This window comes from Chryseobacterium sp. G0201 (assembly GCF_003815655.1).
GTDB lineage: Bacteria > Bacteroidota > Bacteroidia > Flavobacteriales > Weeksellaceae > Chryseobacterium.
In genome coordinates this window covers 1,949,984-1,971,387 of record NZ_CP033917.1, presented here as the reverse complement: position 1 = coordinate 1,971,387, position 21,404 = coordinate 1,949,984, and the positions used below count along the sequence as shown (strand labels likewise).

22 protein-coding genes are annotated in these 21,404 nt (G+C 32.8%); 11 read left to right on the top strand and 11 right to left on the bottom strand.

Features of this window, described 5'->3' with window-relative positions; genetic code table 11:
- Positions 1-117 precede the first annotated feature (117 nt).
- From EG348_RS08855 to EG348_RS08845, 3 genes are read left to right on the top strand one after another with little or no spacing between them, the layout of a single operon-like run.
- Entirely contained in the window at positions 118-531 is a 414-nt protein-coding gene (locus tag EG348_RS08855) for a hypothetical protein (protein WP_123982574.1), read from the top strand.
- A complete protein-coding gene (locus tag EG348_RS08850; protein ID WP_123982572.1) occupies positions 531-1,508 on the top strand; it encodes a hypothetical protein in 978 nt (325 codons plus the stop codon). The genes EG348_RS08855 and EG348_RS08850 overlap by 1 nt, the downstream gene beginning before the upstream one ends.
- 28 nt (positions 1,509-1,536) lie before the next feature.
- The gene (locus EG348_RS08845; RefSeq protein ID WP_123982570.1) at positions 1,537-4,257 is read left to right on the top strand and encodes a hypothetical protein; all 2,721 of its coding nucleotides are present in this window, start codon (positions 1,537-1,539) and stop codon (positions 4,255-4,257) included.
- Positions 4,258-4,285: 28 nt separating this feature from the next.
- Here EG348_RS08845 and EG348_RS08840 read toward each other — a convergent pair whose 3' ends face one another.
- The 8 genes from EG348_RS08840 to EG348_RS08805 form a co-directional block, all read right to left on the bottom strand.
- Positions 4,286-4,777 (bottom strand): low affinity iron permease family protein, encoded by a 492-nt coding sequence (locus EG348_RS08840; RefSeq protein ID WP_123982567.1) that lies wholly within the window; start codon positions 4,775-4,777, stop codon positions 4,286-4,288.
- Between the two features lie 140 nt (positions 4,778-4,917).
- A complete protein-coding gene (locus tag EG348_RS08835) occupies positions 4,918-5,763 on the bottom strand; it encodes a carbonic anhydrase family protein (RefSeq protein WP_123982565.1) in 846 nt (281 codons plus the stop codon).
- Positions 5,764-6,095: 332 nt separating this feature from the next.
- Positions 6,096-6,401 (bottom strand): 30S ribosomal protein S10, encoded by a 306-nt coding sequence (rpsJ, locus tag EG348_RS08830; protein WP_002661363.1) that lies wholly within the window; start codon positions 6,399-6,401, stop codon positions 6,096-6,098.
- Positions 6,402-6,418: 17 nt separating this feature from the next.
- Positions 6,419-8,536 (bottom strand): elongation factor G, encoded by a 2,118-nt coding sequence (gene fusA / locus EG348_RS08825; RefSeq protein WP_072407347.1) that lies wholly within the window; start codon positions 8,534-8,536, stop codon positions 6,419-6,421.
- A gap of 6 nt (positions 8,537-8,542) precedes the next feature.
- Positions 8,543-9,019, bottom strand: a complete 477-nt coding sequence (gene rpsG, locus EG348_RS08820; protein WP_066752920.1) for a 30S ribosomal protein S7 — start codon at positions 9,017-9,019, stop codon at positions 8,543-8,545.
- Between the two features lie 23 nt (positions 9,020-9,042).
- The gene (gene rpsL, locus EG348_RS08815) at positions 9,043-9,456 is read right to left on the bottom strand and encodes a 30S ribosomal protein S12 (RefSeq protein ID WP_027383325.1); all 414 of its coding nucleotides are present in this window, start codon (positions 9,454-9,456) and stop codon (positions 9,043-9,045) included.
- Positions 9,457-9,652: 196 nt separating this feature from the next.
- Complete coding sequence (locus EG348_RS08810; protein WP_123982563.1) at positions 9,653-11,236, bottom strand: hypothetical protein; 1,584 nt, start codon at positions 11,234-11,236, stop codon at positions 9,653-9,655.
- Between the two features lie 28 nt (positions 11,237-11,264).
- Positions 11,265-12,629 carry a hypothetical protein gene (locus tag EG348_RS08805; protein ID WP_123982561.1) on the bottom strand — a complete coding sequence of 455 codons (1,365 nt, stop codon included), beginning with the start codon at positions 12,627-12,629 and terminating at the stop codon, positions 11,265-11,267.
- 142 nt (positions 12,630-12,771) lie between these two features.
- Between EG348_RS08805 and EG348_RS08800 the strand changes: the two genes are divergently transcribed.
- The 3 genes from EG348_RS08800 to EG348_RS08790 all read left to right on the top strand — a co-directional run bounded on the left by EG348_RS08800 (position 12,772) and on the right by EG348_RS08790 (position 14,995).
- Positions 12,772-13,248, top strand: coding sequence for a Dps family protein (locus tag EG348_RS08800; RefSeq protein WP_123982560.1), 477 nt, complete (start codon positions 12,772-12,774; stop codon positions 13,246-13,248).
- Between the two features lie 93 nt (positions 13,249-13,341).
- A complete protein-coding gene (gene pncB, locus EG348_RS08795) occupies positions 13,342-14,520 on the top strand; it encodes a nicotinate phosphoribosyltransferase (protein WP_123982559.1) in 1,179 nt (392 codons plus the stop codon).
- Positions 14,521-14,653: 133 nt separating this feature from the next.
- Positions 14,654-14,995, top strand: a complete 342-nt coding sequence (locus tag EG348_RS08790) for a YciI family protein (RefSeq protein WP_228414853.1) — start codon at positions 14,654-14,656, stop codon at positions 14,993-14,995.
- 68 nt (positions 14,996-15,063) lie between these two features.
- Here EG348_RS08790 and EG348_RS21650 read toward each other — a convergent pair whose 3' ends face one another.
- Complete coding sequence (locus tag EG348_RS21650; RefSeq protein ID WP_164463270.1) at positions 15,064-15,231, bottom strand: bacteriocin-like protein; 168 nt, start codon at positions 15,229-15,231, stop codon at positions 15,064-15,066.
- 163 nt (positions 15,232-15,394) lie between these two features.
- Between EG348_RS21650 and EG348_RS08785 the strand changes: the two genes are divergently transcribed.
- From EG348_RS08785 to EG348_RS08775, 3 genes are all read left to right on the top strand, one after another.
- Positions 15,395-16,150 (top strand): DUF5995 family protein, encoded by a 756-nt coding sequence (locus EG348_RS08785; protein WP_123982558.1) that lies wholly within the window; start codon positions 15,395-15,397, stop codon positions 16,148-16,150.
- A gap of 62 nt (positions 16,151-16,212) precedes the next feature.
- On the top strand, positions 16,213-17,712 hold the full coding sequence (rmuC, locus tag EG348_RS08780; RefSeq protein WP_410494139.1) for a DNA recombination protein RmuC: 1,500 nt from the start codon (positions 16,213-16,215) through the stop codon (positions 17,710-17,712).
- 2 nt (positions 17,713-17,714) lie between these two features.
- Entirely contained in the window at positions 17,715-18,479 is a 765-nt protein-coding gene (locus tag EG348_RS08775) for a TrmH family RNA methyltransferase (RefSeq protein WP_123982557.1), read from the top strand.
- A gap of 144 nt (positions 18,480-18,623) precedes the next feature.
- Here EG348_RS08775 and EG348_RS08770 read toward each other — a convergent pair whose 3' ends face one another.
- Entirely contained in the window at positions 18,624-18,962 is a 339-nt protein-coding gene (locus EG348_RS08770; protein WP_066752945.1) for a hypothetical protein, read from the bottom strand.
- 182 nt (positions 18,963-19,144) lie between these two features.
- Here EG348_RS08770 and EG348_RS08765 point away from each other — a divergent pair, with 182 nt between their 5' ends.
- Both EG348_RS08765 and EG348_RS08760 read left to right on the top strand, forming a co-directional pair.
- Complete coding sequence (locus EG348_RS08765) at positions 19,145-20,308, top strand: hypothetical protein (protein ID WP_123982556.1); 1,164 nt, start codon at positions 19,145-19,147, stop codon at positions 20,306-20,308.
- On the top strand, positions 20,292-20,879 hold the full coding sequence (locus tag EG348_RS08760; protein ID WP_123982555.1) for a hypothetical protein: 588 nt from the start codon (positions 20,292-20,294) through the stop codon (positions 20,877-20,879). Before EG348_RS08765 ends, EG348_RS08760 begins: the two co-directional genes overlap by 17 nt.
- On the opposite strand, the gene EG348_RS08755 is transcribed toward EG348_RS08760, so the two are convergent.
- The gene (locus tag EG348_RS08755) at positions 20,828-21,403 is read right to left on the bottom strand and encodes a 5-formyltetrahydrofolate cyclo-ligase (protein ID WP_123982554.1); all 576 of its coding nucleotides are present in this window, start codon (positions 21,401-21,403) and stop codon (positions 20,828-20,830) included. The genes EG348_RS08760 and EG348_RS08755 overlap by 52 nt on opposite strands.
- Position 21,404: the final 1 nt, after the last annotated feature.

Genomic DNA, 21,404 nt, shown 5'->3' with positions numbered 1-21,404 from the left:
AAATATAGCGTTTAAAAAATTAAAAAATGCTATTACTTAAAACCTCTTCTAAAAGCAATCACCGTGTTTTTACGGTTTAATTTTTGCTTGAATATCTTTAATTTTGAGAAAAAAAATATGAAAAAGGTTTTCTGCTTATTTATTTTATGCATCAGCATGCTGTCTTTTGCTCAGTCTAAAGCTCCTTTTACAGGAAAAAGAGATTTCAACATCCTTGAAGGCTATAGCGGAACTGGAACTCCGGCTTACTATGTGGATGTAAAGAAAAATGGTGATGTTCATTTCGGGCTTGTACAGGTTAATCAGGCTAGTGGTGAAGAAACCAAAGAAGAAATGAATGCCGGAAAATACAACCCGAAAGTCATGAAAGTCCATTTTAATAGTTTTAATGAAACTTTTTATGTAAAATTTGATAAAGAGAAAATCTATATGACGGACGAAAAAGGAAACATTTCAAAATCCGAAGACTGCTGCTCTGTTTCAGAAACAGAAAGCGGAAGTTGTATTTGTGACAGCGCATTTTATCAATAATGAAAATCCTAAAAATAGTATTCTTTCTTTTTCTAATTGTTTCATGCAATAAGAAAAATGATCATTCATATACTTTCTATTACTGGAAAACGAAACTTTCATTAGATCAGAAAGAGAAAAAAGTTTTAGACAAGGCTACCGTTCCTTATTTATACACACGGTTTTTTGATGTAGATAAAGTGGAAGGGAAATTTCAGCCGATTGCAGTTATTACGAAAGACAAAAGTTTCCAGACCAACAAACAAATTGTTCCAACCGTTTTTATAACGAATCGAACCTTATTGAATATTTCACAAGATGAAATTAAATTTTTAGCCGAAAAAATCAATCAATTAGTTCAAAAGAAAACGACAGAATATCATTTAAATATCAACAATGAAATTCAAATCGACTGCGATTGGACCGCCGGAACACGTGATGATTATTTCAAATTTTTAAAAGAATTAAAAAAGATCTCAGGAAAACAAATTACCTGTACACTTCGCCTTCATCAGGTAAAAGATAAAGCTCAAACCGGAATTCCACCTGTTGAAAAAGTCTATTTGATGTGCTACTCCACTTCTTCCCCGTTGGAAAATGCCGACATCAATTCAATTTTGGATGTGAATACTTTGAAAAGTTATTTGTCGAACATTGAAGATTATCCGATAAAGAAAATTGCGGTTGCCCTTCCGATTTACTCGTGGGGAATTGTCACCAATCATTTAGGAAAGCATAAACTCATCAATGCTTTATCTAAAGAAGATTTAAACAATCCTAATTTTCAAAAAATATCAGAAAACAAAATTGAGATCGAAAAAGACGGATTTTATTTCGGAAATTATCTTAATAAAGGTTTCAAAATAAAAATTGAAGAGATCTCTGATGAACAGCTTCAAACCGTTGTTAATTTTTTAGAGAAAAAAATACCGCAATTTGATATTATTTATTATCAATTAGATAGTAAATTTGTTGTTAATCAGAATTTTAATTTTTAATAAAAGCTTAAAAACACCACTCATAAAAATGAAAAAGTACTTACTTTCACTTGCCGTTTTATCACTTTTTTACACGAAATCTGATGCCTGCGCATGGTCTGATCCAGATTATGAATATTTTAATCTATTCACGCAAAGCATCATCAAGGATAAATCGTATTTACCTTTTCTTCACAGCTATTCAACGCGGTTTTATACAGATTTCAAGCAATCTCAAATTCCTGATGAAAATATTGAGTCTTGGAGAAAGTTCTTTAATAATCAGTTAAGTTATACTGAAACAGATTTCATGGTCAATAAAATGAGCATGAATGATCTTAATGAACTGAAAAAAGGAAACCCCAATAATGCTTTACTCACAAAATTAGGCGTTGGTTTTTATCAAAAATATCATGAAGGAATTGATTATTTGATCGAGGCTAAATATCTGGAACCTTACATGAAAATCAATTATGTGGAAAGTGCAGATTCTTTCTATTACAGAGAAAACAGCACGGATAAAAATGCCACCAATCTTGATTATCCTAAAATAATTTCTGCATTAACCTCTTTATACAATGCTGCAAAAAATCCGGAGATCAAACAACGATATGGTTATCAGCTTGTCCGTTTTAATCATTATACAAGAAATTATGATCCAGCTCTTCAGGCATTCAAAACTTATGTAGAACCTATAAAATTGAAAGGAGCACCTTATTTTATGTCTCTAGATCAATTGGCAGGTGCGCAAAGAGGTTTACAGATGAACAGTGATGCCAACTGGAACTTTTTTCAGGTTTTTATGAACAGTAAAAGCCGCAAGAAATCTGCATTTGTTTCGATGAAACTTTCGGATACCGCTTCTTTTAATAACATCTTAAAAAGAGCCAGAACAAATGAGGAAAAAAATATGGGATATTTCCTTTTGGGATATGAAGATTTTACTAATCCAATTCCCATTATGGAAAAAATGTTCGACATTAATCCTGATTCTGAGATTCTGAAAGTAATGGCCGTAAGAAGTATCAATGAGTTGGAAAGAAGTTATCTTCCGACATATTACTATGCTTCCACAGATAATGGTAATAATGCAACCGCTCAAAAAAGCACTACAAATACAACCACCGATCCGGCTAAAGCCGAAACTCCTGAGGTAAAAGAAAAAGAATTGTCTTTCTGGCAAAAGATCGTACGATTCTTTAAAAAACTATTCGGAATAAAATCAGATTCAACAACCGAAAACAGTAAAGCTGACCAAAGCGATGATGAATTGCTAGATAATCCTAACCGAATTCCTTTTTACACTAAAAATCAAAGTTATTACTACGATGAAAAGCAAAAAGATTTCTTAGATGATCTTGAAAAATTCACAGAAAAAACAAAGACGAAATCCAAAGATGAATATTGGCAGATCGCAGATGCTTACTTGAAGTTTTTGAAAAAAGATTACAAAGCAAGTACGGAAATTTTAGAAGATATTAAAACCAACAATCCGGAATATCTTGAAGAAATAAAAAGAATGAAAGTTCTGAACGATATTGTTTCCCAACCAAAAATCACTGCGGAATATGAAGATCATTTAATGAAAGATTATTCGGAATATTTTGTTGAAAAAGAAGTTAAGAAAGACAGTACTCAATCAGACTACGATTCTTATTATGGTCCGGTTCCGTCAACTGCTTCTTTCCTTAAAGATGTTTTGGCCAACCGTTATTTCTTACAAGGAGAAGATGGAAAATCGTTCCTGATGAGTAATAAACTTTCTGATCTTCAGTATAACCCGAATTCAAGTTTGGTAAAAAGTGTTGAAGATTTTTACAGAAAGCCTAATAAGTCACAATTTGAGCAACAAATTATTGCTAAAAATATCAATGATGTAGGAAATATTGATGCCTTTTTCAGTGTAATTTATGGAGACAGAGCAATGAGAATGGCGGATTTTGGAAAGGCTAAATCTTATTATCAGAAAGCCCAAAGTTTCACCGGAATTCCAAGACTGAATTATGAATGGACCGAAAATAATCAAAAAGTAACACCTCGCCAATATGCCGTTTCCGAATATAATGGCTTTAAAAATGTTTCCAATCTTATCTTCGGGCACAATGTGTGGGAAAGTTTTGAAAGCCCAGACAATATTAGTATAGAAACTGAAGATTATTCGGCATTTCCTTTCATTAAAAATTCGATGAATAAGCTTGAACTTTCCGATGCTTTAATTCAATTAAGGAAAATTGGCAGCGGGAAAGATGAAAAAGCAGCACAGGCCAATCAGCTGATCGGAAATTTACTTTATAACACCTCAATTTTAGGATATTACAGAGAAGTATTCGTAATGGATATCGACAACAGTAATGGCGGAAAATATGATTTCTGGAATACGGATAAGAAAACGCCATACCAATATTACTACAAGAACTTCCTAGATACATCTTACATTGAACCTGATAATTTCGATCTGGCTATTAATTATTACAAGAAAGCTCTAGACCTTTCAACCAATAAAGATCAAAAAGCAAGAGTTCTTTTCCAGATGGCAAGTGCCGAACAAGGAAAGTATTATCAATATGAAGCAAAAAATCCGTCAAAAATTGATTACTCCGATCCTAAATATTCTGAGAAAAGCGATGCTTATCAAATTCAGCTTAATGATATTAAAAATCAAAAATATAGAACCTATTTTGCTATCCTGAAATCGCAATATGCAGATGCAGAGGTTACCAAAAACCTTATGGGAAGCTGTTCTTATTTTGGATACTTTATGAAAAGATAATTTTTACACTTAAATAAAAAAGGAATCATTACGATTCCTTTTTTTGTTTTTGAAGCCATTCATCATGCCTTTTTTTGAATTGATCATGTTTATAATTCTGATTTCTTTTAGCAGCATCTATGGAATGGGAAGAATGAATATCAGCATCTTCTTCTGCAAAATCAGCTAATTTTTCATAATAACAATGAAGCTGGTCGAGCTCTTTTTCTGTGAGGTCTTCAATATCAACAATACGGTTACTCGCTTTTTCATTGGCAGCAAGCAATTCATTAAGCTTTATCTGAATGGCTTTTGAATCTTTATTTTGTGCTTTCTGAATTAAAAAAACCATCAAAAAAGTGATAATTGTAGTCCCGGTATTAATAACTAGTTGCCAAGTTTCAGAATAATTAAAAACAGGTCCTAAAACAGCCCAAACAATAACAATAAGAGTGGCTCCTATAAAAGCATAAGAGCTTCCTGTAAATTTTGTAGCCCAATTTGAAAATTTTTCAAAAACGCTGTTATTTAATTTTAACATTTAGTATGTATTAATTTTTATGCTTTTGTATTTGAAGAATTTCTTAAACTCTCTTCACTATAATTCATCAAAAACTCCGCCGAAATCGACGAAGTTTCTAAATTAAGTAATATGTTGTGTATTCTTATTTTTTCTTTTCATTAATATCCAGGATTCACATATACCTTTCTACCGTTTAAAGGTTGTATTGATCGGAAATTAGGATCTGTATAGATTGATGTATAAGAGTTGAACTGTGCATCAGAAAGTTGCTGTTTATTTTTAAACACAAACCAATCCACCGGACCTCCATTTGTAAGAGCAGAGTTTGCTCCAAAGTTTGGAGTTGTAAGTGAACCACTGTATGTATAATATTCACGAGTGTTGCTCGGAAATAAATCTAAAAGATTGAATGTCGTATTAGGTGAGTTGATGGCATTATTTATTGTTGGAGACTGCGCAAATAAATTCTGAATAGAAGAGTTACCCGTTCCTATATCAACCAAAACACTCAAAACAGCATACGAATTATCTGCCGCAACGTTTACAAAATGGATCTCCATTTTACTGTATTTCCCATCTACAGTATGCTCACTGCTATAATGGAAGTGAAAATTAACAAGATTATATTTTTTTCCTGCCACAGTAATATAGTTATTAGCATTATCTGCCCCGCTAACATTGACTCTTAAATTCTCACCTGCATTATTGGCTACAGAACTTAAATTGATAGCACCATAATGCATTACAGGTTCATTACTGTGAATACGTATAGCATTAGCCGGAATAATATCAATCGGAGTCTGGGATTCTGCAACAGCTGCCGGAAAATTAGAAGTAGAAATTGGTGTACTGATAAGCTCCGACGGATAAGAATTCAGTTCATGCATATCATCATTATGATCATTATTACATGACATTAGTAAAGCTACCGGAGCAAAACTCAAAAAAACAATAGCTTTCTTCACACCGGCAGGAACCAGTGTATTCATTTTTTTTCTTTTCATTTGTGTAAAATTTTAAATCTTTGTCTGTTGTTAATTTTCAGACCATTATTGCTTATTAAATATTAGGAATTATTTGAAAGCAAATATAAAACATTAGATAACCAACTATTAGACAGGAAGGTAAGTTTTAATTGAATTTTAAAAAAATATAAATTCTTATAAATTGGTTTAAAATTTTAATCTAACTTATCAATAAACATCCAAAACAAATACATTTAAGAAATTCTACTTTATAATTATACTTTAAAATAGTTTCCAGTTAATGTAAATAAAAAATCCGCCCCTCGAAAGGGACGGATTTTTATATAATCACGGGCAAAGTATGCACGTTATCACACTTTAATTTCAACGTCTACACCGCTTGGTAACTCTAATTTCATTAGAGCATCCACAGTTTTAGAAGAAGAAGAGTAGATATCCATCAATCTCTTGTGAGCTGATAATTGGAACTGCTCTCTAGCCTTCTTGTTTACGTGTGGAGATCTCAATACAGTGAAGATTCTCTTATTAGTTGGCAATGGAATTGGTCCGTTTACAACAGCACCAGTAGCCTTTACCGTTTTTACGATTTTCTCAGCAGACTTGTCTACCAAGTTGTAATCGTAAGATTTTAGTTTTATTCTGATTCTTTGTGACATTTCTTTAATTTAAAAAATTAACCTTTTGCTTTAGCAATGATATCTTCAGCAACGTTTTGAGGAGTAGCTTGGTACTTCTCTAATTCCATAGAAGAAGTAGCTCTTCCTGATGAAAGTGTTCTTAGAGTTGTTACATATCCAAACATTTCAGAAAGTGGAACTGAACCTTTGATTACAACGGCACCGTTCTTTTCTTCTTGTCCACTGATAGTACCTCTTCTCTTGTTAAGGTCACCAATGATGTTACCCATATATTCTTCCGGAGTTACAACCTCCAATTTCATAATAGGCTCCATGATTACTGGCTTAGCAGCACGTCCCGCTTCTTTAAATCCTAATTTAGCAGCTAATTCGAAAGAAAGTGCATCAGAATCCACTGCGTGGAAAGATCCGTCTTTAAGAGTAACTTTAATACCTTCAACTTCGAAACCAGCCAAAGGACCGTTTTTCATTGCAGCTTTAAAGCCTTTTTCAATTGCAGGAACAAATTCTCTAGGAACGTTACCACCTTTGATCTCATTGATGAATTCTAAACCAACTTTACCTTCGTCAGCAGGTCCTAGTTCAAATACAATGTCAGCAAATTTACCTTTACCACCAGATTGTTTTTTGTAAACTTCTCTGTGTTGAGCAACTCTTGTAAGATTCTCTTTGTACTCAACCTGAGGTTGACCTTGGTTAACTTCTACTTTGAATTCTCTTCTCATACGGTCTACAAGAATATCAAGGTGAAGCTCACCCATTCCTGAGATAATCGTTTGTCCAGAAGCTTCGTCAGTTTTAACCTGGAAAGTAGGATCTTCTTCAGCTAATTTGGCTAGAGCGTTACCCATTTTATCCTGGTCAGCCTTAGTTTTAGGCTCAACAGCGATACCAATTACAGGATCAGGGAAAACCATCGATTCAAGAACGATTGGGTTTTTCTCGTCACACATTGTATCACCAGTTTTGATAGATTTGAAACCTACAGCTGCACCGATATCTCCTGCTTCAATATATTCTACAGGATTTTGCTTGTTAGCGTGCATCTGATAGATTCTAGAGATTCTTTCTTTATCTCCTGAACGAGTGTTCAAGATATAAGAACCTGCATCTAGTCTTCCAGAGTATGCTCTGAAGAATGCCAATCTTCCCACGAATGGGTCAGTAGCAATCTTAAATGCTAGAGCTGCGAAAGGCTCGTCTACAGATGGTTTTCTTGTAATATCAAGATCAGTTCTAGGGTCAGTACCTTTGATATCATCTTTATCCAATGGAGAAGGCAAGTATTTACATACTGCATCCAACATAAACTGTACTCCTTTATTCTTGAATGAAGAACCACAAGTCATTGGGATAATAGAAAGATCAATAGTAGCTTTTCTTAGAGCTTCGTTGATTTCGTCTTCAGAGATTGAATCTGGATCTTCGAAGAATTTCTCCATCAAAGTCTCATCGTAGTCAGCTACAGCTTCTACTAATTTCTCTCTGTATTCGTGAACTTCAGCCTTCATGTCTTCAGGAATTGGCACTACTTCGAAAGTAGCTCCTTGTCCTGCTTCATCCCAGATGATAGCTCTGTTTTTAATTAAGTCAACAACACCTTTGAAATCTTCTTCAGCACCGATTGGTAAAACGATTGGAACAGCGTTTGATCCTAACATCGTCTTAACCTGGTTTACCACGTTAAGGAAGTCAGCACCTTGTCTGTCCATTTTGTTTACGAATCCCATTCTTGCAACTTTATAGTTGTCAGCAAGTCTCCAGTTTGTTTCAGACTGAGGCTCTACTCCATCTACTGCAGAGAATAAGAATACCAAACCATCTAATACTCTTAAAGATCTGTTTACTTCTACTGTGAAGTCAACGTGTCCCGGTGTATCGATGATATTGAAGTGGTAAGGCTTACTTTCAGGTAAAATTTTACCTTGGTCTGTTGGAAAATTCCAAGAACAAGTTGTTGCAGCAGAAGTAATTGTAATACCTCTTTCTGCTTCCTGCTCCATCCAGTCCATTGTAGAAGCTCCATCATGAACTTCTCCAATTTTATGGTTTACACCAGTATAGAATAAGATTCTTTCTGTAGTGGTAGTTTTTCCCGCATCAATGTGGGCAGCAATACCAATGTTTCTTGTAAATTTAAGATCTCTACTCATTTCTAATTAGAATTTAAAGTGTGAGAAAGCTTTGTTAGCTTCCGCCATTTTGTGAGTATCAGATTTTTTCTTGTAAGCAGCACCTTCTTCTCTAGAAGCAGCTACAACTTCGTTAGCTAATTTCAAAGCCATAGACTTATCATTTCTAGCTGTAGAATATTTGATTAACCATTTCATTGCCATAGAAATTTTTCTGTCAGCTCTGATTGGCATAGGAATCTGGAAGTTAGCTCCACCTACTCTTCTAGAACGTACTTCTACGTGAGGCATAACGTTAGTTAATGCATCTTTCCAGATTTCAAGGGCAGTTTTTTCAGTTTCTCCTTTTTTAGCTTCTACAAGGTCTAATGCATCGTAGAATATTTTGAATGCGATAGACTTTTTACCGTCTAGCATTAAATTGTTTACAAATCTTGTTACCAATTGATCATTAAATTTCGGATCTGGTAACAACGGTCTTTTTTTCGCTTTTGTCTTTCTCATTGCTTCTGTACCTTATTTAATGATTATTTTTTCTTTCCTTTAGCTGGTGCAGCTGCTGCCTGACCTGGTTTTGGTCTCTTAGCTCCATACTTAGATCTTCTCTGTGTTCTACCGCTTACACCTGCAGTATCTAATGCTCCTCTTACGATATGATAACGTACTCCCGGTAGGTCTTTCACCCTTCCGCCGCGTACCAATACTATCGAGTGCTCTTGAAGATTATGTCCTTCGCCCGGGATGTAGGCGTTGACTTCCTTCCCGTTAGAAAGTCTTACCCTTGCAACTTTTCTAAGTGCAGAGTTAGGTTTCTTAGGAGTGGTAGTATATACTCTCGTACATACACCTCGTCTTTGTGGACAAGAATCAAGGGCAGCCGATTTACTCTTCTTGGTGAGTGCGACTCTTCCTTTTCTTACTAATTGTTGAATAGTAGGCATTTAATTGCTTTTTATTTTAGGGTGCAAAAATATAAATAATTTTCCAATCTACAAAAACTTATATGAAAATTAAAATCAATCACTTACACCAAAAAGCTTCAATCTATGATTAAAGAAATAAGTATATCATTATATATAGGAAGAAAAGTGAGTAAAGAAGGAGATAAATAGAGTTATATTAAATAAATTTAAATTTTCATTCCATGATCTTAACGTCAACATTTTTATTCCACTTAAAATCCTTCACATTCTGTTTAAGTGATTCATGAATTTTAGGATCGATCGAATAAATAAAAACATGATCCTGACCTACAACTACATTATTTTTAATGGTAAGAACTGCAACTTTTTTCCAGTTTTCAGGTGTTTGACCCCTCAGCCATTCTTCATAAGCTATTGCGAGCTGGTAATTGTTTTCTTTACAGTATTTTGTAAGATAATTTTTAAATCTACTATCTATAACTGCTCCTTTTTTGTTGAATGGAATCATTTCTGTTGAACCCAGTCCGACAAAATCAAGCAAATGAATATCCGAGAAATAACAAATTGCACCAATATCATTAGCAACAACATTAGAATTATTGTAATATTTCTTTAAGAATTTTGCAGACTGAATTTGCTGTTCGTAAATATTTTCGCTGCCCTGCTTTATTAATATATGTGCAAAACAGAACTTATAGATTAATAATATAATATTTACAATAAGAATCGCACCTGTAAATTTTTCTTTTTTAAATTCAGATAAAGGACTTATAAAAAAAGGCTTCAGCCTTGGAATCAAGATCATTGAAAAAACAGTTAATAGATAAGCCTCATACCTGAAAGGCCCTTTGAATTCCCCAAAAATACATTGTAGCATTAATGTAAGACTCCAAGCTACAATAAGGAAGTTATTAATAATGATTTTTTGAAAACTCAGTATACTTTTATAATCTTTATAGATCAGTATAAATCCTATTAATAAAGGAAGTAGCACAACTTGATAAAATTTTACATTCAAAATAATTTTCCTCAGTACTATTTCTTTGATTTGCTCAACATAATTTCCTAAAAAATTAAATGAGGTTCCTTTTACCACAACAGAATTTGGAAAGAAATAACCGTCTTGATGATAATTAAAGTATCCGAAAATCAAAATTGGGACAAATCCTAAAATTAATACAAGAAAAGCTTCTTTGAATCTTTTAATCAAGAAAAAAACAAAAGCTATTGAAGCGAAATAAAACATACTTTCAAACCTCACTAATCCTAATAGTAAAATGGTAAAATAAAACCAATACGATGAAAGTTGATCTTTAAAATCACTTTTAATCCATTTTTGAAAATAAAAAACATTCACTACAACGATAAGAACCTGTAAAACATGTTCCATTCCTGTGAAAATCTGTAAATGTAAAACTGCAAACAAAAATGTAAACAAAGTTGCAATGATGATATGATTATTTTTATCAAAAACAGATTTGTAATATTTATTAAGAAAAAAAATAATTAAAGAAGAAATTACAATGTTGAAAATTAAAGGGTTTAGTTCATTATTCCCGAAAACATAAATCAAAACACTTAAAATAAAAGTGAAAATTGGTGACGAAGATGAAGATGAAAAAGAATATTTCGTCATTCCCCAAACTCCGTGAAGCGCAAAATTCTTCGCCATCGCCAAATGAATATACGCATCATCTAATATATAGGTAAAATTGCCTTCCGTTTTGGAAATCATTATTAAAAAATAGATTATGCAAATTCCGAAGAAAACAGAAGCAGAAATAACAAAGTTCTTCATTGTAATTAAACTTTCACTTTAAAGTTTATTAATCTAAAATAAGTTGAGAGGTATATAAAACCTGACTTTTATTTTTCACGTTATCAAATTTTATCCACTTTATCTGTGGATCAATACTTCCCACAAGAGATTGTTTCAATTCCCCTTTTTGCTTATTGGTGTGTTGATAACTGAAAGATTTATTAATAAGAGGAATATGATACATGGTAATATTTTTCACAGCCCTTTCATCATTGTAAATGTACTTTTTACCTTTGAATTTTGAAACTTGCGAAAGTATTTGATTTTTATTTTTCAAATAATTATCCGGATTCTTTATATTGTATAACGAAAGAAATGCTAAAAAGAAACATCCAACTCTCCAAATCAGCTTATCAGAACTTTCTTTTTGAAAATATAGAATAAGAAATGAAAAGAATAAACAGAAATTTGCGGCGGCCAGCATCCTCGTGTTCATTTCTTCAATATTTTGAAGCCATCCCGAAATCAATAAAAATATAGCATAAGTACCTGCCATTATCCAAATCAAAATATGGAAATAATATAATGATGTCTCTTTCGCTTTTCTATAATAGGTAAGAAAATAACGAAACATTAGAATATCTATTCCCAAAACCAAGAACTGAAAACCAATACTTGCCATACTGTAGGAAGCCGGTTTTATTCCAATATAAGGGTCTATTACATTAGAAACACCCAAAAGGTCACGTAAAATATCCATCGGGAGCAATTCTCCTGCAGTTCCCCTCAAATCTTCACCCGTAAAACTTCCAAAATACAAATAATTAAATAATAAATACCCTCCAATTCCCAGTCCAGAAAGAAATACAGTCAATAATAAAGGCTTGAAAAATATTTCTTTTCTCAGCTTTAAAAATGCAAAAAAAAGGAATATTAAAACTGACAGATAAATATATATTCCTGAATATCTCATCGTGAACATGCAGATCATCATCAAAGAAGCCCAAAACGCATTGGCGTAAAGCTTATTTCCGGAAAATATCTGATGTAAAAAATAAAAAAGAAAGTACAGAAAAAATATAAAAGGACCTTCGGAAATTACTCCGCAAAACACAAAAAAAGCCGTCTTTCCCGCAAGCAGCAGAACCGTTTCTCTAAAGTAGAATCTTTTATAATATGAAAAAGATAAAATGCCTGTAATAAAAACAAAATTTAAAATTTTTGAAGCCCAAAAATAATCTTTTATAAAAAAATGACACATCTCCAGCAAAATCGGATATCCTAAAGGAAAAAGATTTGTTTTTAAATCGGGTAAATCCGACGCAATGCCAAAATAAGATAAACTATCTGCTCCTATTCCGCCAGTAGGAAGAAAAAAAGATTGCAAAAAGTAAATAATTATTATGAGTACAGCTAAAATTTTATATTTCATTATAATTGATAGTGTTTTACCCGCAATATTAAGGAAACTTATCCTAATTATTTTTAAAAATCCTCTTATAGTTATCTTCTATTGACTATAAAATTAGTTCGGCACAATATTTCCTAACTTTGTAGATATAAAAAATAAACGTATGAAAAATGCAAGTATTATCGGACTTCAGGAAGCCGACTGTAAAAACATTTCCGAGAAATTAAATGTACTTTTAGCTAATTATTCAATATTTTATCAAAACACAAGAGGTTCTCATTGGAACATCAAAGGTGATCAGTTTTTCACCCTTCATCCAAAATTTGAAGAGCTATACAACAGCTTAGTATTAAAAATTGATGAAATAGCAGAAAGAATTCTGACTTTAGGGGCAACTCCGGCACATAATTATTCAGATTATTTAAAAGTGGCTACTATTAAAGAAACAAAAGAAGTCAGTGACGGAAACAAAAGTGTAGAGAATATTTTGAGTTCATTCAAAGTGGTTATCGATCTTCAGAGAGAACTTTTAGACATCACCGACACAGCTGGAGATGAAGGTACCAACTCACAAATGAGCGACTACATTACAGAGCAGGAAAAAGAAGTTTGGATGTACAACTCTTATTTAGGGAAGTAAACAGACAAAATCATCTAAATATTTAAAAAAATCGTCTTACATTTAGACGATTTTTATTTTTAATTATTAAATTTGCGTTAAAATTACACATATATGCACGACATTCGATTAAACTCTATTCTAGATAACGATTTCTATAAAGTGACCATGCAAAATGCAGTGGTAAAATTATTCCCAAGCTCTATTGTAAAATACGAATTCATCAACAGAGGAAAACACTTATTTCCGGAAGGTTTTGACGCAGCTTTAAGAGAAGCAGTGACAAAAATGGCAGAATTAAAACTAACCAAAGACGAGAAAAAGTTTTTGGCAAGAACATGCCCTTACTTAGACCTTCCCTATTTAGATTTTCTTGAAGGTTATCATTACGATCCTTCTGAAGTTAAAATTCACCAAGATGGAACAAATCTTAGCGTTACTGTTGAAGGACTTTGGTACAGAACAATCCTTTGGGAAGTGCCTTTATTAGCTTTAATAAGCGAATTACATTACGAAATGAATCACATGGAAAGAGATTCTAACGAAGTGGTAATGAGTAAAACTGTTGAAAAAGCAGAATCCCTTACAAAACTCGGCGTTAATTTCGCGGAATTCGGTACCAGAAGAAGACATTCTTACAAAGTGCAGAATCTCGTAATGGAAGCGTTAAACCAGAAGAAAGATTCTACATTTATAGGAAGTTCAAATGTTCATTTTGCGATGAAATACAATGTAAAACCTATCGGAACTCACGCTCATGAGTGGTTTATGTTTCACGGTGCGGAATACGGTTTCAAAATGGCCAACGAATTAGCCCTTGAACACTGGGTTGATGTTTACAGAGGTGATTTGGGAGTTGCTCTTTCTGACACATACACAACGGATGTTTTCTTCCGTCAGTTCGACAAAAAATTTGCAAAATTGTTCGACGGTGTACGTCATGACAGCGGTGATGCCTTAGAATTTGCAGACAAAACAATTGCTCACTATGAGAAAAATGGGATCAATCCTTTATTTAAATATATCATTTTCTCTGATGCTTTAAATCTTGAAAAAGTTGAAGAAATAACCAAATACTGCAAAGGCAAAATCGGAGTTTCTTTCGGAATAGGAACCAATCTCACCAATGATGTAGGCTTAAAACCAATGAATATTGTGATGAAATTAATTGGAGTTCAGGCTCCTAACAAAGAATGGATTCCTACCGTAAAATTATCCGACGAACACGGAAAATACACCGGAGATCCAAAAATGATCGAATTGGCCAAAGAGTTTTTAAGAATTAAAGACTAAATAGATGCGACTAAAAATTTATTTATCCCTCTCTCTTTTCGCGGCAACTTTCTCTTTCGCTCAAGAAAAGAAAACAGAAAAGCCAAAATTCAACTAGGAATTAGCTACATCTCTTGGCGCAGACAAATATGGAATGAAAGCTTATACCATCGTAATGTTGACAACCGGTTCTGCAAAAATTGAAGATAAAGCTAAAATGGCAGATTTAATGAAGGGTCACATGACCAACATCGGTAAACTTGCAGACGAAGGAAAAATTATCGTTGCCGGACCTTTTCTTGAAAAAAATAAAGAAAACTACCGCGGAATGTTCATTTTCAATACAAAATCTAAAGAAGAAGCCGATCAATGGGTAAAAACAGATCCAGCAGTACAAGCAGAAGTTTTTAGCTATGAAATTTTTCCTTGGTATGGATCGGCGGCTCTGCCTTTATATTTAAAGCATCACGAAGAGATTTCGAAAGAAAATCCTTAGAATCTATCTTTAAGATTTGTACAATAAAAACAAAGGCTGTCTTTTAGGACAGCCTTTGTTATTTCTGATTAATCGAAACAGATAAATGGCTTTCTTGGTGGATAACAACAATAAGGGTTACTACAGAACGTATAACCTGCACTACAACCTCCATCAACAGGTGTTTCACAAGCTAATGCAGCTCCTCCTAAAACATTTTTTAACTGTTTTCTGTTTAAATTTTTTAAATTTTTCATAATTATTTTTTGTTTAGTTTTAATTTCCTACTCTATAAGATTTTCGGATAGCTCTATATTTTATTCCCAAAAAGGAGATTTAAATATACAAATTATTTTTTATAAACCAAATCAATTCAATGAATTACATATTTTTCTTATATTTATTTAAAACAAAAAAAACATGAAAACCATAGAAGAAGTCCTTAAAAAATTAGACGAAATTATCACTTGGAGCAAGGAAAACCAAAGCCCTGTGGGATATTTTGCCTGCACTTACAGAATAATGACCGCGCAGGTTTTAAAAGGAATCCAACAGAAAAAATTTGAAGACAATCCAAGAATGACTCTTCTGGATCTGGCTTTTGCACAAAGATATCTTGAGGCCTGGGACAATTACAGTAAAGGGAAAAAGTGTACGCAATCATGGTATATTGCTTTTGAAGCTGCAAAAAACAAAAACCTTCTGATTTTACAGCATATTTTTCTGGGAATGAATGCTCACATCAATTTGGATTTGGGAATTTCCGCTTCTTCGGTAATGCCCTACAGAAAAATAAATCCACTTAAAAAAGATTTTGAAAATATTAATAATGTCATCGCATCCATAAATCAAAAAGTTCAGGATTCATTAAATAAAATCTGTTATCCTGTTGATTTAATTGATAAAATTTCAAACGGGAAAGATAATGTTGTTTTAGATTTTGCGATCTCTAAAGCAAGAGAAACTTCTTGGGCAACCGCTGTTATTGCTTCAAATACACCTCAGTTCTTGAGAGAATCTGTTATTGATATTGTAGATTACGCCGCTACAAAAGTGGCTTCACAGATTATCAATCCTAAACTTCTTACTCCCGCATTAACCAAAGAACTGAAAAAATGTGAGAGCAATGATATTGTGAAAAATATTGAGATTTTATCTTCAACAAAAAATATTTAAACAATTAATTTTTGAGGGTTTCCCGTAAAGAAAATCCGTTTTTCTTTTTGTAATTTTGTAGCATGGAGATGACCTATTTAATTATTGGATTTATTGCCGGGGGAATTCTTGGTGCAGTAATTTTATATTTTGCGTTGAAATCATCGATGGTTTCAAGAAGTTCTTACGATGAACTGAATAATTTACAGATCAAAAACAATTCGGATCTGGAAAATTCTAATCTTAAAATTCAGGAATTAAGCCAGAATATTAATAAAGAAAAAGAACTGAATCAACAGCAGACAGATTTATTAAATGATCTGAAAAATGAGTTTGCAAAAATCTCAGCCGAACATTCATCTTTGAATTCTCAGTTTCTCGAGCAAAAACAGTTTAACACAAAACAAACTTCTCAAATCGAGAATCTTCTAAACGAAAAACAGACGCTATTTGCTAAAAATTCTGAGCTTACAGCTATCAATGAAAGTATGCAAAAGTCTCTTGAAACACAAAAAGGCGAAATCACTAAAATTCAGGAAGAATCAAAATTACAGTTTGAAAATTTAGCGAATAAAATTTTAGAAGAGAAAACAGAAAAATTCACAACGCTTAATCAGAATAACCTTAAATTAATCTTAGACCCTTTCCAGGAAAAGATTGCTGATCTTAAAAACAGAGTAAATGAAGCTTATGAAAAGGAAAATAAAGAACGTTTTTCTCTTGCCGAAAAAGTGAAAGAATTGGCCGAGCTGAATCAACAAATCTCTGAAGATGCAAAAAAACTGACAAGAGCATTAAAAGGCGAAAGCAAAACCCAAGGAAACTGGGGCGAAATGATTCTTGAAAGCATCCTTGAAAAGTCAGGTTTGGTAAAAGGAAGAGAATATTTTCTTGAACATGAACTTCGGGATGAAGACAATAAAGCTTTATTTTCAGAATTTTCAGGGAAGAAAATGCGTCCTGATGCTGTTATAAAATATCCAGATGAAAGAAATGTGATCATTGATTCTAAAGTCTCTTTAACAGCTTTCACCGAATTGGTTGATGAAACCGATCAGGATATTTATTTAATTAAGCTTAATCAACATTTATCTTCTATAAAAACTCATATTACGCAATTAAGCCAAAAAGCTTACGACGATTACGGGAAATCTTTGGATTTCGTGATGATGTTTATTCCAAGTGAACCAGCTTATATTGCCGCAATGCAGGCAGACCAAAACCTTTGGAATTACGCTTATGAACGAAGAGTTTTATTATTAAATCCGAGTAATTTAATAACATCATTAAAACTGATCGCCGATCTTTGGAAACGGGAGTATCAAAACAGAAATTCCATGGAAATTGCGGAAAGAGGAGCAAAATTGTATGATAAATTTGTTGGTTTCGTAGATAATTTAGAAAAAGTAGGAAAGAATTTGGATCAAGCTAAAAATGTTTACAATGAAGCTTACAAACAACTTTCTACTGGAAATGACAACTTGGTTATCCAGACTCAAAAATTAAAATCTTTAGGAATTAAAAACAAAAAAGATCTTCCACAAAGCATGATCGATAATTCTAATAACCTTCTAGAATCATAAAAATGATTGAAAGTTTTCAAAACGAAAAAATAAAAAACATCACTAAACTAATCACAGACAACCGATTCAGAAAAAAATCAGGTGTTTTTGTAGTGGAAGGTCAGCAGGAAAATGAAAGAGCTCTGAAATTTGATTTTGAAGCAGTGGAGTTTTTCATTTGTGAAACCATTTTTAAAGGACAAACTCCGGAAGGAAAAATTCACTTTGTTAATGATAAAGTCTATGAAAAAATAGCTTACAGAGGTAGTTCTGAAGGAATTATTGGAGTTTATAAAGCCAAAGAGAATCATTTAAATACATTCAAACCAAAGGAAAATTCAACAGTAATTATTGTTGAAGGTGTAGAAAAGCCTGGAAACTTGGGTGCGATTTTGAGAAGCTGTGAAGCTTTTGGAATTGATGCTCTAATTGTAGCAGATGGTAAAACAGATTTTTATAATCCAAATGTGATTCGCTCAAGTGTTGGATGTCTTTTTGGAATGGAAATTTTTCAAGCTGAAAATGAGGAAACATTAGAATTTCTTCGGAAAAACAGCTTCAATATTTATACAACGATCATGGATGAGACAGCGGAAGACCTTTACAAAAGAGATTTTAAGCAAAAATCTGCGGTATTATTCGGAACAGAACATTCTGGGTTAAGTGATTTCTGGATTGGAAAAGGAAAAAATACCTTGATTCCAATGTCCGGAAGTATTGATTCTCTGAATTTAAGTAATGCTGTAGCGATTACCTGCTACGAAACACTAAAACAGAAGAAGGGATAATTATTTGTTCTTGGGTTACTGGTTAATAGTTTCTTGATTCAACTATCATTTATTGCCAATTGTTTATTACTCATACAATATAACGCATAAAAAAACCGATTCACTAGGTGAACCGGTTCTTTTATTTTTAGTTGAGTACTAAAATTATTTTTTAGCAGCGTCAACAGCTTCTTTTGCGTCTTTAGCAGCACCTTTAGCAGCATCAGCAGCACCTTTAGCAGCATCAGCAGCACCTTCAGCTGTTTTCTTAGCAGCATCAGCACCAGCAGCAGTAGTAGCAGCAGCAGCATCTTTAGCAGCACCTACAGTAGCAGAAGCAGCAGAATCAACAACAGTTGCAGCAGAATCAGCAACAACAGCAGCTGAATCAGTAGTAGCTACAGCAGCAGAATCAGCAGTACCTTCAGTAGAAGTAGCTTCAGTTTTTTTACAAGCAACTAGAGAGATTGCAGCGATAGCAGCTACGAATAATGACTTTTTCATAATAAATTAAATTTAATTTTGTTAATATTGTTTTCTAAAATTTTTTCTCGTTCTGTTATTTGAACAAGACAAAGGTATAGCAGATAGAAAAGTTGTTTATGAAAAATAATTGTAATACCTTTGTAAAATAGTTTTACAAATAAACTTAACTGATAATCAGTAATTTAATTATATTTAAAAAATTGACAGATTTAGATCTATTACATTTTGAGCAGCTAAAAAAGGATGTCCAAGCTCAATATTTGAAAGAATACACCCCTTCCTATGATGATATTTCAAAATGGAAGGGTATAGATATTATATATTTTCAGGAAGATCTTCGTAAAAAGGCTAAAGGAAACATTAGCGAAAAATCTTTTTACACCTATTTCAAAAATTCGCCAGTTACAAAATTACCCAGAATAGATATGCTCAATTTATTGAGTATTTATACGGGTTACGACTCTTGGTATGAATTCAAAAAGCAACATCTTTTTGCCGGAGAATTACTCCTTCAAGACCAAGAACTGAGTGATGAAGATATGGAAGATCTAGAAAAAATAGTGGAAGATTCACCTATTTTTCCAAAAACTGATATCCAGCCTGAAAAAACAGTTAAAACACCAACAGAAAATGTTGATTTACAAAAATCAAATACTGAAAATCAAACAGTTAATCAAAACAATGATTTAATAGCTCAACAAAGTTCTGCAGCTGTAAAACCTAAGAAAAACTTCTTTAAAAAGAATGTATGGGCGTTTGTAACATCAATTTTGATTTTAGCAACAGGACTTTTAGGTTTTAAAGATGAAATTTTTCTAAAAGAATATAAATATTGTTTTACGGATGCAGACAGAGGAACATCAGTTATTAATACGTTAGAAATAAAAGTCATTAAGGAAAACGAGTCTCCAATTCTTTACAGGATAAAACCTGGAGATTGTTTTAAATACTCAACGAAGGATAAAATCCTGAAAATGGAGATAAGAGCGCCTTTCTACGAATATTTAACGGTCAACAGAAGCTTAGAAAATGCTCCTGAGGAAGAAATGATAGAGCTAAAGCCAGATGATTATAAAATGGCAGTAAATTATTTCTCCGTAAAAGATGCTAATGGCAACCCTGAGCTTCTTAAACAGAAACGTAAGCAATTAGAAAACTTAATCAGCAATAATGCTACTATTTATCAGGTATACGATAATGCTACGTACGGCATTGAAACTTTAGATAAACAAAAATATATTACCTTAGTAACAACCCCAACAACCTCCCTTAAAAACCTAAGTGTAATCGAAATGAAAAAAGATAAGGGGAAAATAGTATCTATTAAATTTAAAATTGCAAGTACAGATGAAAAGAATAAATAATTTTTTAATTTTTGCAATCATGCTTCTTACTTTAGCTTCTTGCAACAATAAAAATACCTCAGAGGTAAGTGATCTAGAAACCCTTAGAAAAAGTAATAATAAAAAAAGCTATCCAGCAGTACAAATGGATAGTGCACAAGCTATTAACTTCATTACCAAACAAAAGGTACAAGAACTTTTAGATCTGTCCACACTATATTTATCCGGAAACAAGAATACTGAAATCGACACGGTTATTTATTCTCAAATGGGAAGCTATTTCCACAAGCCGGACAGTATGACGTTCAAAAAGCTGTTTCGTGAACTGGATAGCTTAAAGGTAAAAAGCGTAAAAGTGAATAATTTATCCGTTTATAAGGATTATTATAAGCAAGATACACTGGACTTTGCGAAATTTAGTGTAGAATATTTTGACGACAAAAACAGATCATTAGGGACTTTCGAAAAGAATGCACAATACATTCTGCAATCTGCCCCGGTGAAATTTAAAAAAGAATTTAAATTCTACTTCCTTAACTTCTACTCTTCTCCTTTGAAGAAAGACAGCACATCGGTTGGAGTAACCAAATAGTCTAGAGGAATATCATTTTCCCAGACATCATCGATCAATTGATCGGGGTTAAAATAATTAACTCCGATTTTTTTTGTTTCGGAAGACAGATTTTCGAAGAATCCGTCATAAAAACCTTTACCATAGCCTACTCTATTGCCTTTTTGATCACAATACAACAAAGGAGTAATGACATAGTTAAAATCTAAAACTCCGGAATCTTCATTAGAAACGGGCTCTGAAATATCCCAGTTATTAATTTCAAACTGTGTATCCTTAAAAATTTCAACAGAAATTAATTTTGTATCCACAATTTTAGGAACAAAAACGCTGATATTTCGACTTAAAAAATAATCAATGAATATTTGAGTCTCAATTTCTTTAAACTTTTCAATTGGAATAAAAATATGAACTTTTTGACCCGAAACAGGTTTAAAATAATTGATGAAATTTTCAAAAATCTTTTCAGATAACAAGAAAGCCTCATCAGAAGACAAGGCTTTTCTTTTTTGCATATATTTTTTTCTAAGCTCAGCTTTTAGCATC

Bases quoted from the DNA above. Each gene is read 5' to 3' on its own strand.
- EG348_RS08855 (WP_123982574.1), top strand. From the start codon at position 118: ATGAAAAAGGTTTTCTGCTTATTTATTTTATGCATCAGCATGCTGTCT.
- EG348_RS08850 (WP_123982572.1), top strand. From the start codon at position 531: ATGAAAATCCTAAAAATAGTATTCTTTCTTTTTCTAATTGTTTCATGC.
- EG348_RS08845 (WP_123982570.1), top strand. From the start codon at position 1,537: ATGAAAAAGTACTTACTTTCACTTGCCGTTTTATCACTTTTTTACACG.
- EG348_RS08840 (WP_123982567.1), bottom strand. From the start codon at position 4,777: ATGTTAAAATTAAATAACAGCGTTTTTGAAAAATTTTCAAATTGGGCT.
- EG348_RS08835 (WP_123982565.1), bottom strand. From the start codon at position 5,763: ATGAAAAGAAAAAAAATGAATACACTGGTTCCTGCCGGTGTGAAGAAA.
- rpsJ (WP_002661363.1), bottom strand. From the start codon at position 6,401: ATGTCACAAAGAATCAGAATAAAACTAAAATCTTACGATTACAACTTG.
- fusA (WP_072407347.1), bottom strand. From the start codon at position 8,536: ATGAGTAGAGATCTTAAATTTACAAGAAACATTGGTATTGCTGCCCAC.
- rpsG (WP_066752920.1), bottom strand. From the start codon at position 9,019: ATGAGAAAGACAAAAGCGAAAAAAAGACCGTTGTTACCAGATCCGAAA.
- rpsL (WP_027383325.1), bottom strand. From the start codon at position 9,456: ATGCCTACTATTCAACAATTAGTAAGAAAAGGAAGAGTCGCACTCACC.
- EG348_RS08810 (WP_123982563.1), bottom strand. From the start codon at position 11,236: ATGAAGAACTTTGTTATTTCTGCTTCTGTTTTCTTCGGAATTTGCATA.
- EG348_RS08805 (WP_123982561.1), bottom strand. From the start codon at position 12,629: ATGAAATATAAAATTTTAGCTGTACTCATAATAATTATTTACTTTTTG.
- EG348_RS08800 (WP_123982560.1), top strand. From the start codon at position 12,772: ATGAAAAATGCAAGTATTATCGGACTTCAGGAAGCCGACTGTAAAAAC.
- pncB (WP_123982559.1), top strand. From the start codon at position 13,342: ATGCACGACATTCGATTAAACTCTATTCTAGATAACGATTTCTATAAA.
- EG348_RS08790 (WP_228414853.1), top strand. From the start codon at position 14,654: ATGAAAGCTTATACCATCGTAATGTTGACAACCGGTTCTGCAAAAATT.
- EG348_RS21650 (WP_164463270.1), bottom strand. From the start codon at position 15,231: ATGAAAAATTTAAAAAATTTAAACAGAAAACAGTTAAAAAATGTTTTA.
- EG348_RS08785 (WP_123982558.1), top strand. From the start codon at position 15,395: ATGAAAACCATAGAAGAAGTCCTTAAAAAATTAGACGAAATTATCACT.
- rmuC (WP_410494139.1), top strand. From the start codon at position 16,213: ATGGAGATGACCTATTTAATTATTGGATTTATTGCCGGGGGAATTCTT.
- EG348_RS08775 (WP_123982557.1), top strand. From the start codon at position 17,715: ATGATTGAAAGTTTTCAAAACGAAAAAATAAAAAACATCACTAAACTA.
- EG348_RS08770 (WP_066752945.1), bottom strand. From the start codon at position 18,962: ATGAAAAAGTCATTATTCGTAGCTGCTATCGCTGCAATCTCTCTAGTT.
- EG348_RS08760 (WP_123982555.1), top strand. From the start codon at position 20,292: ATGAAAAGAATAAATAATTTTTTAATTTTTGCAATCATGCTTCTTACT.
- EG348_RS08755 (WP_123982554.1), bottom strand. From the start codon at position 21,403: ATGCTAAAAGCTGAGCTTAGAAAAAAATATATGCAAAAAAGAAAAGCC.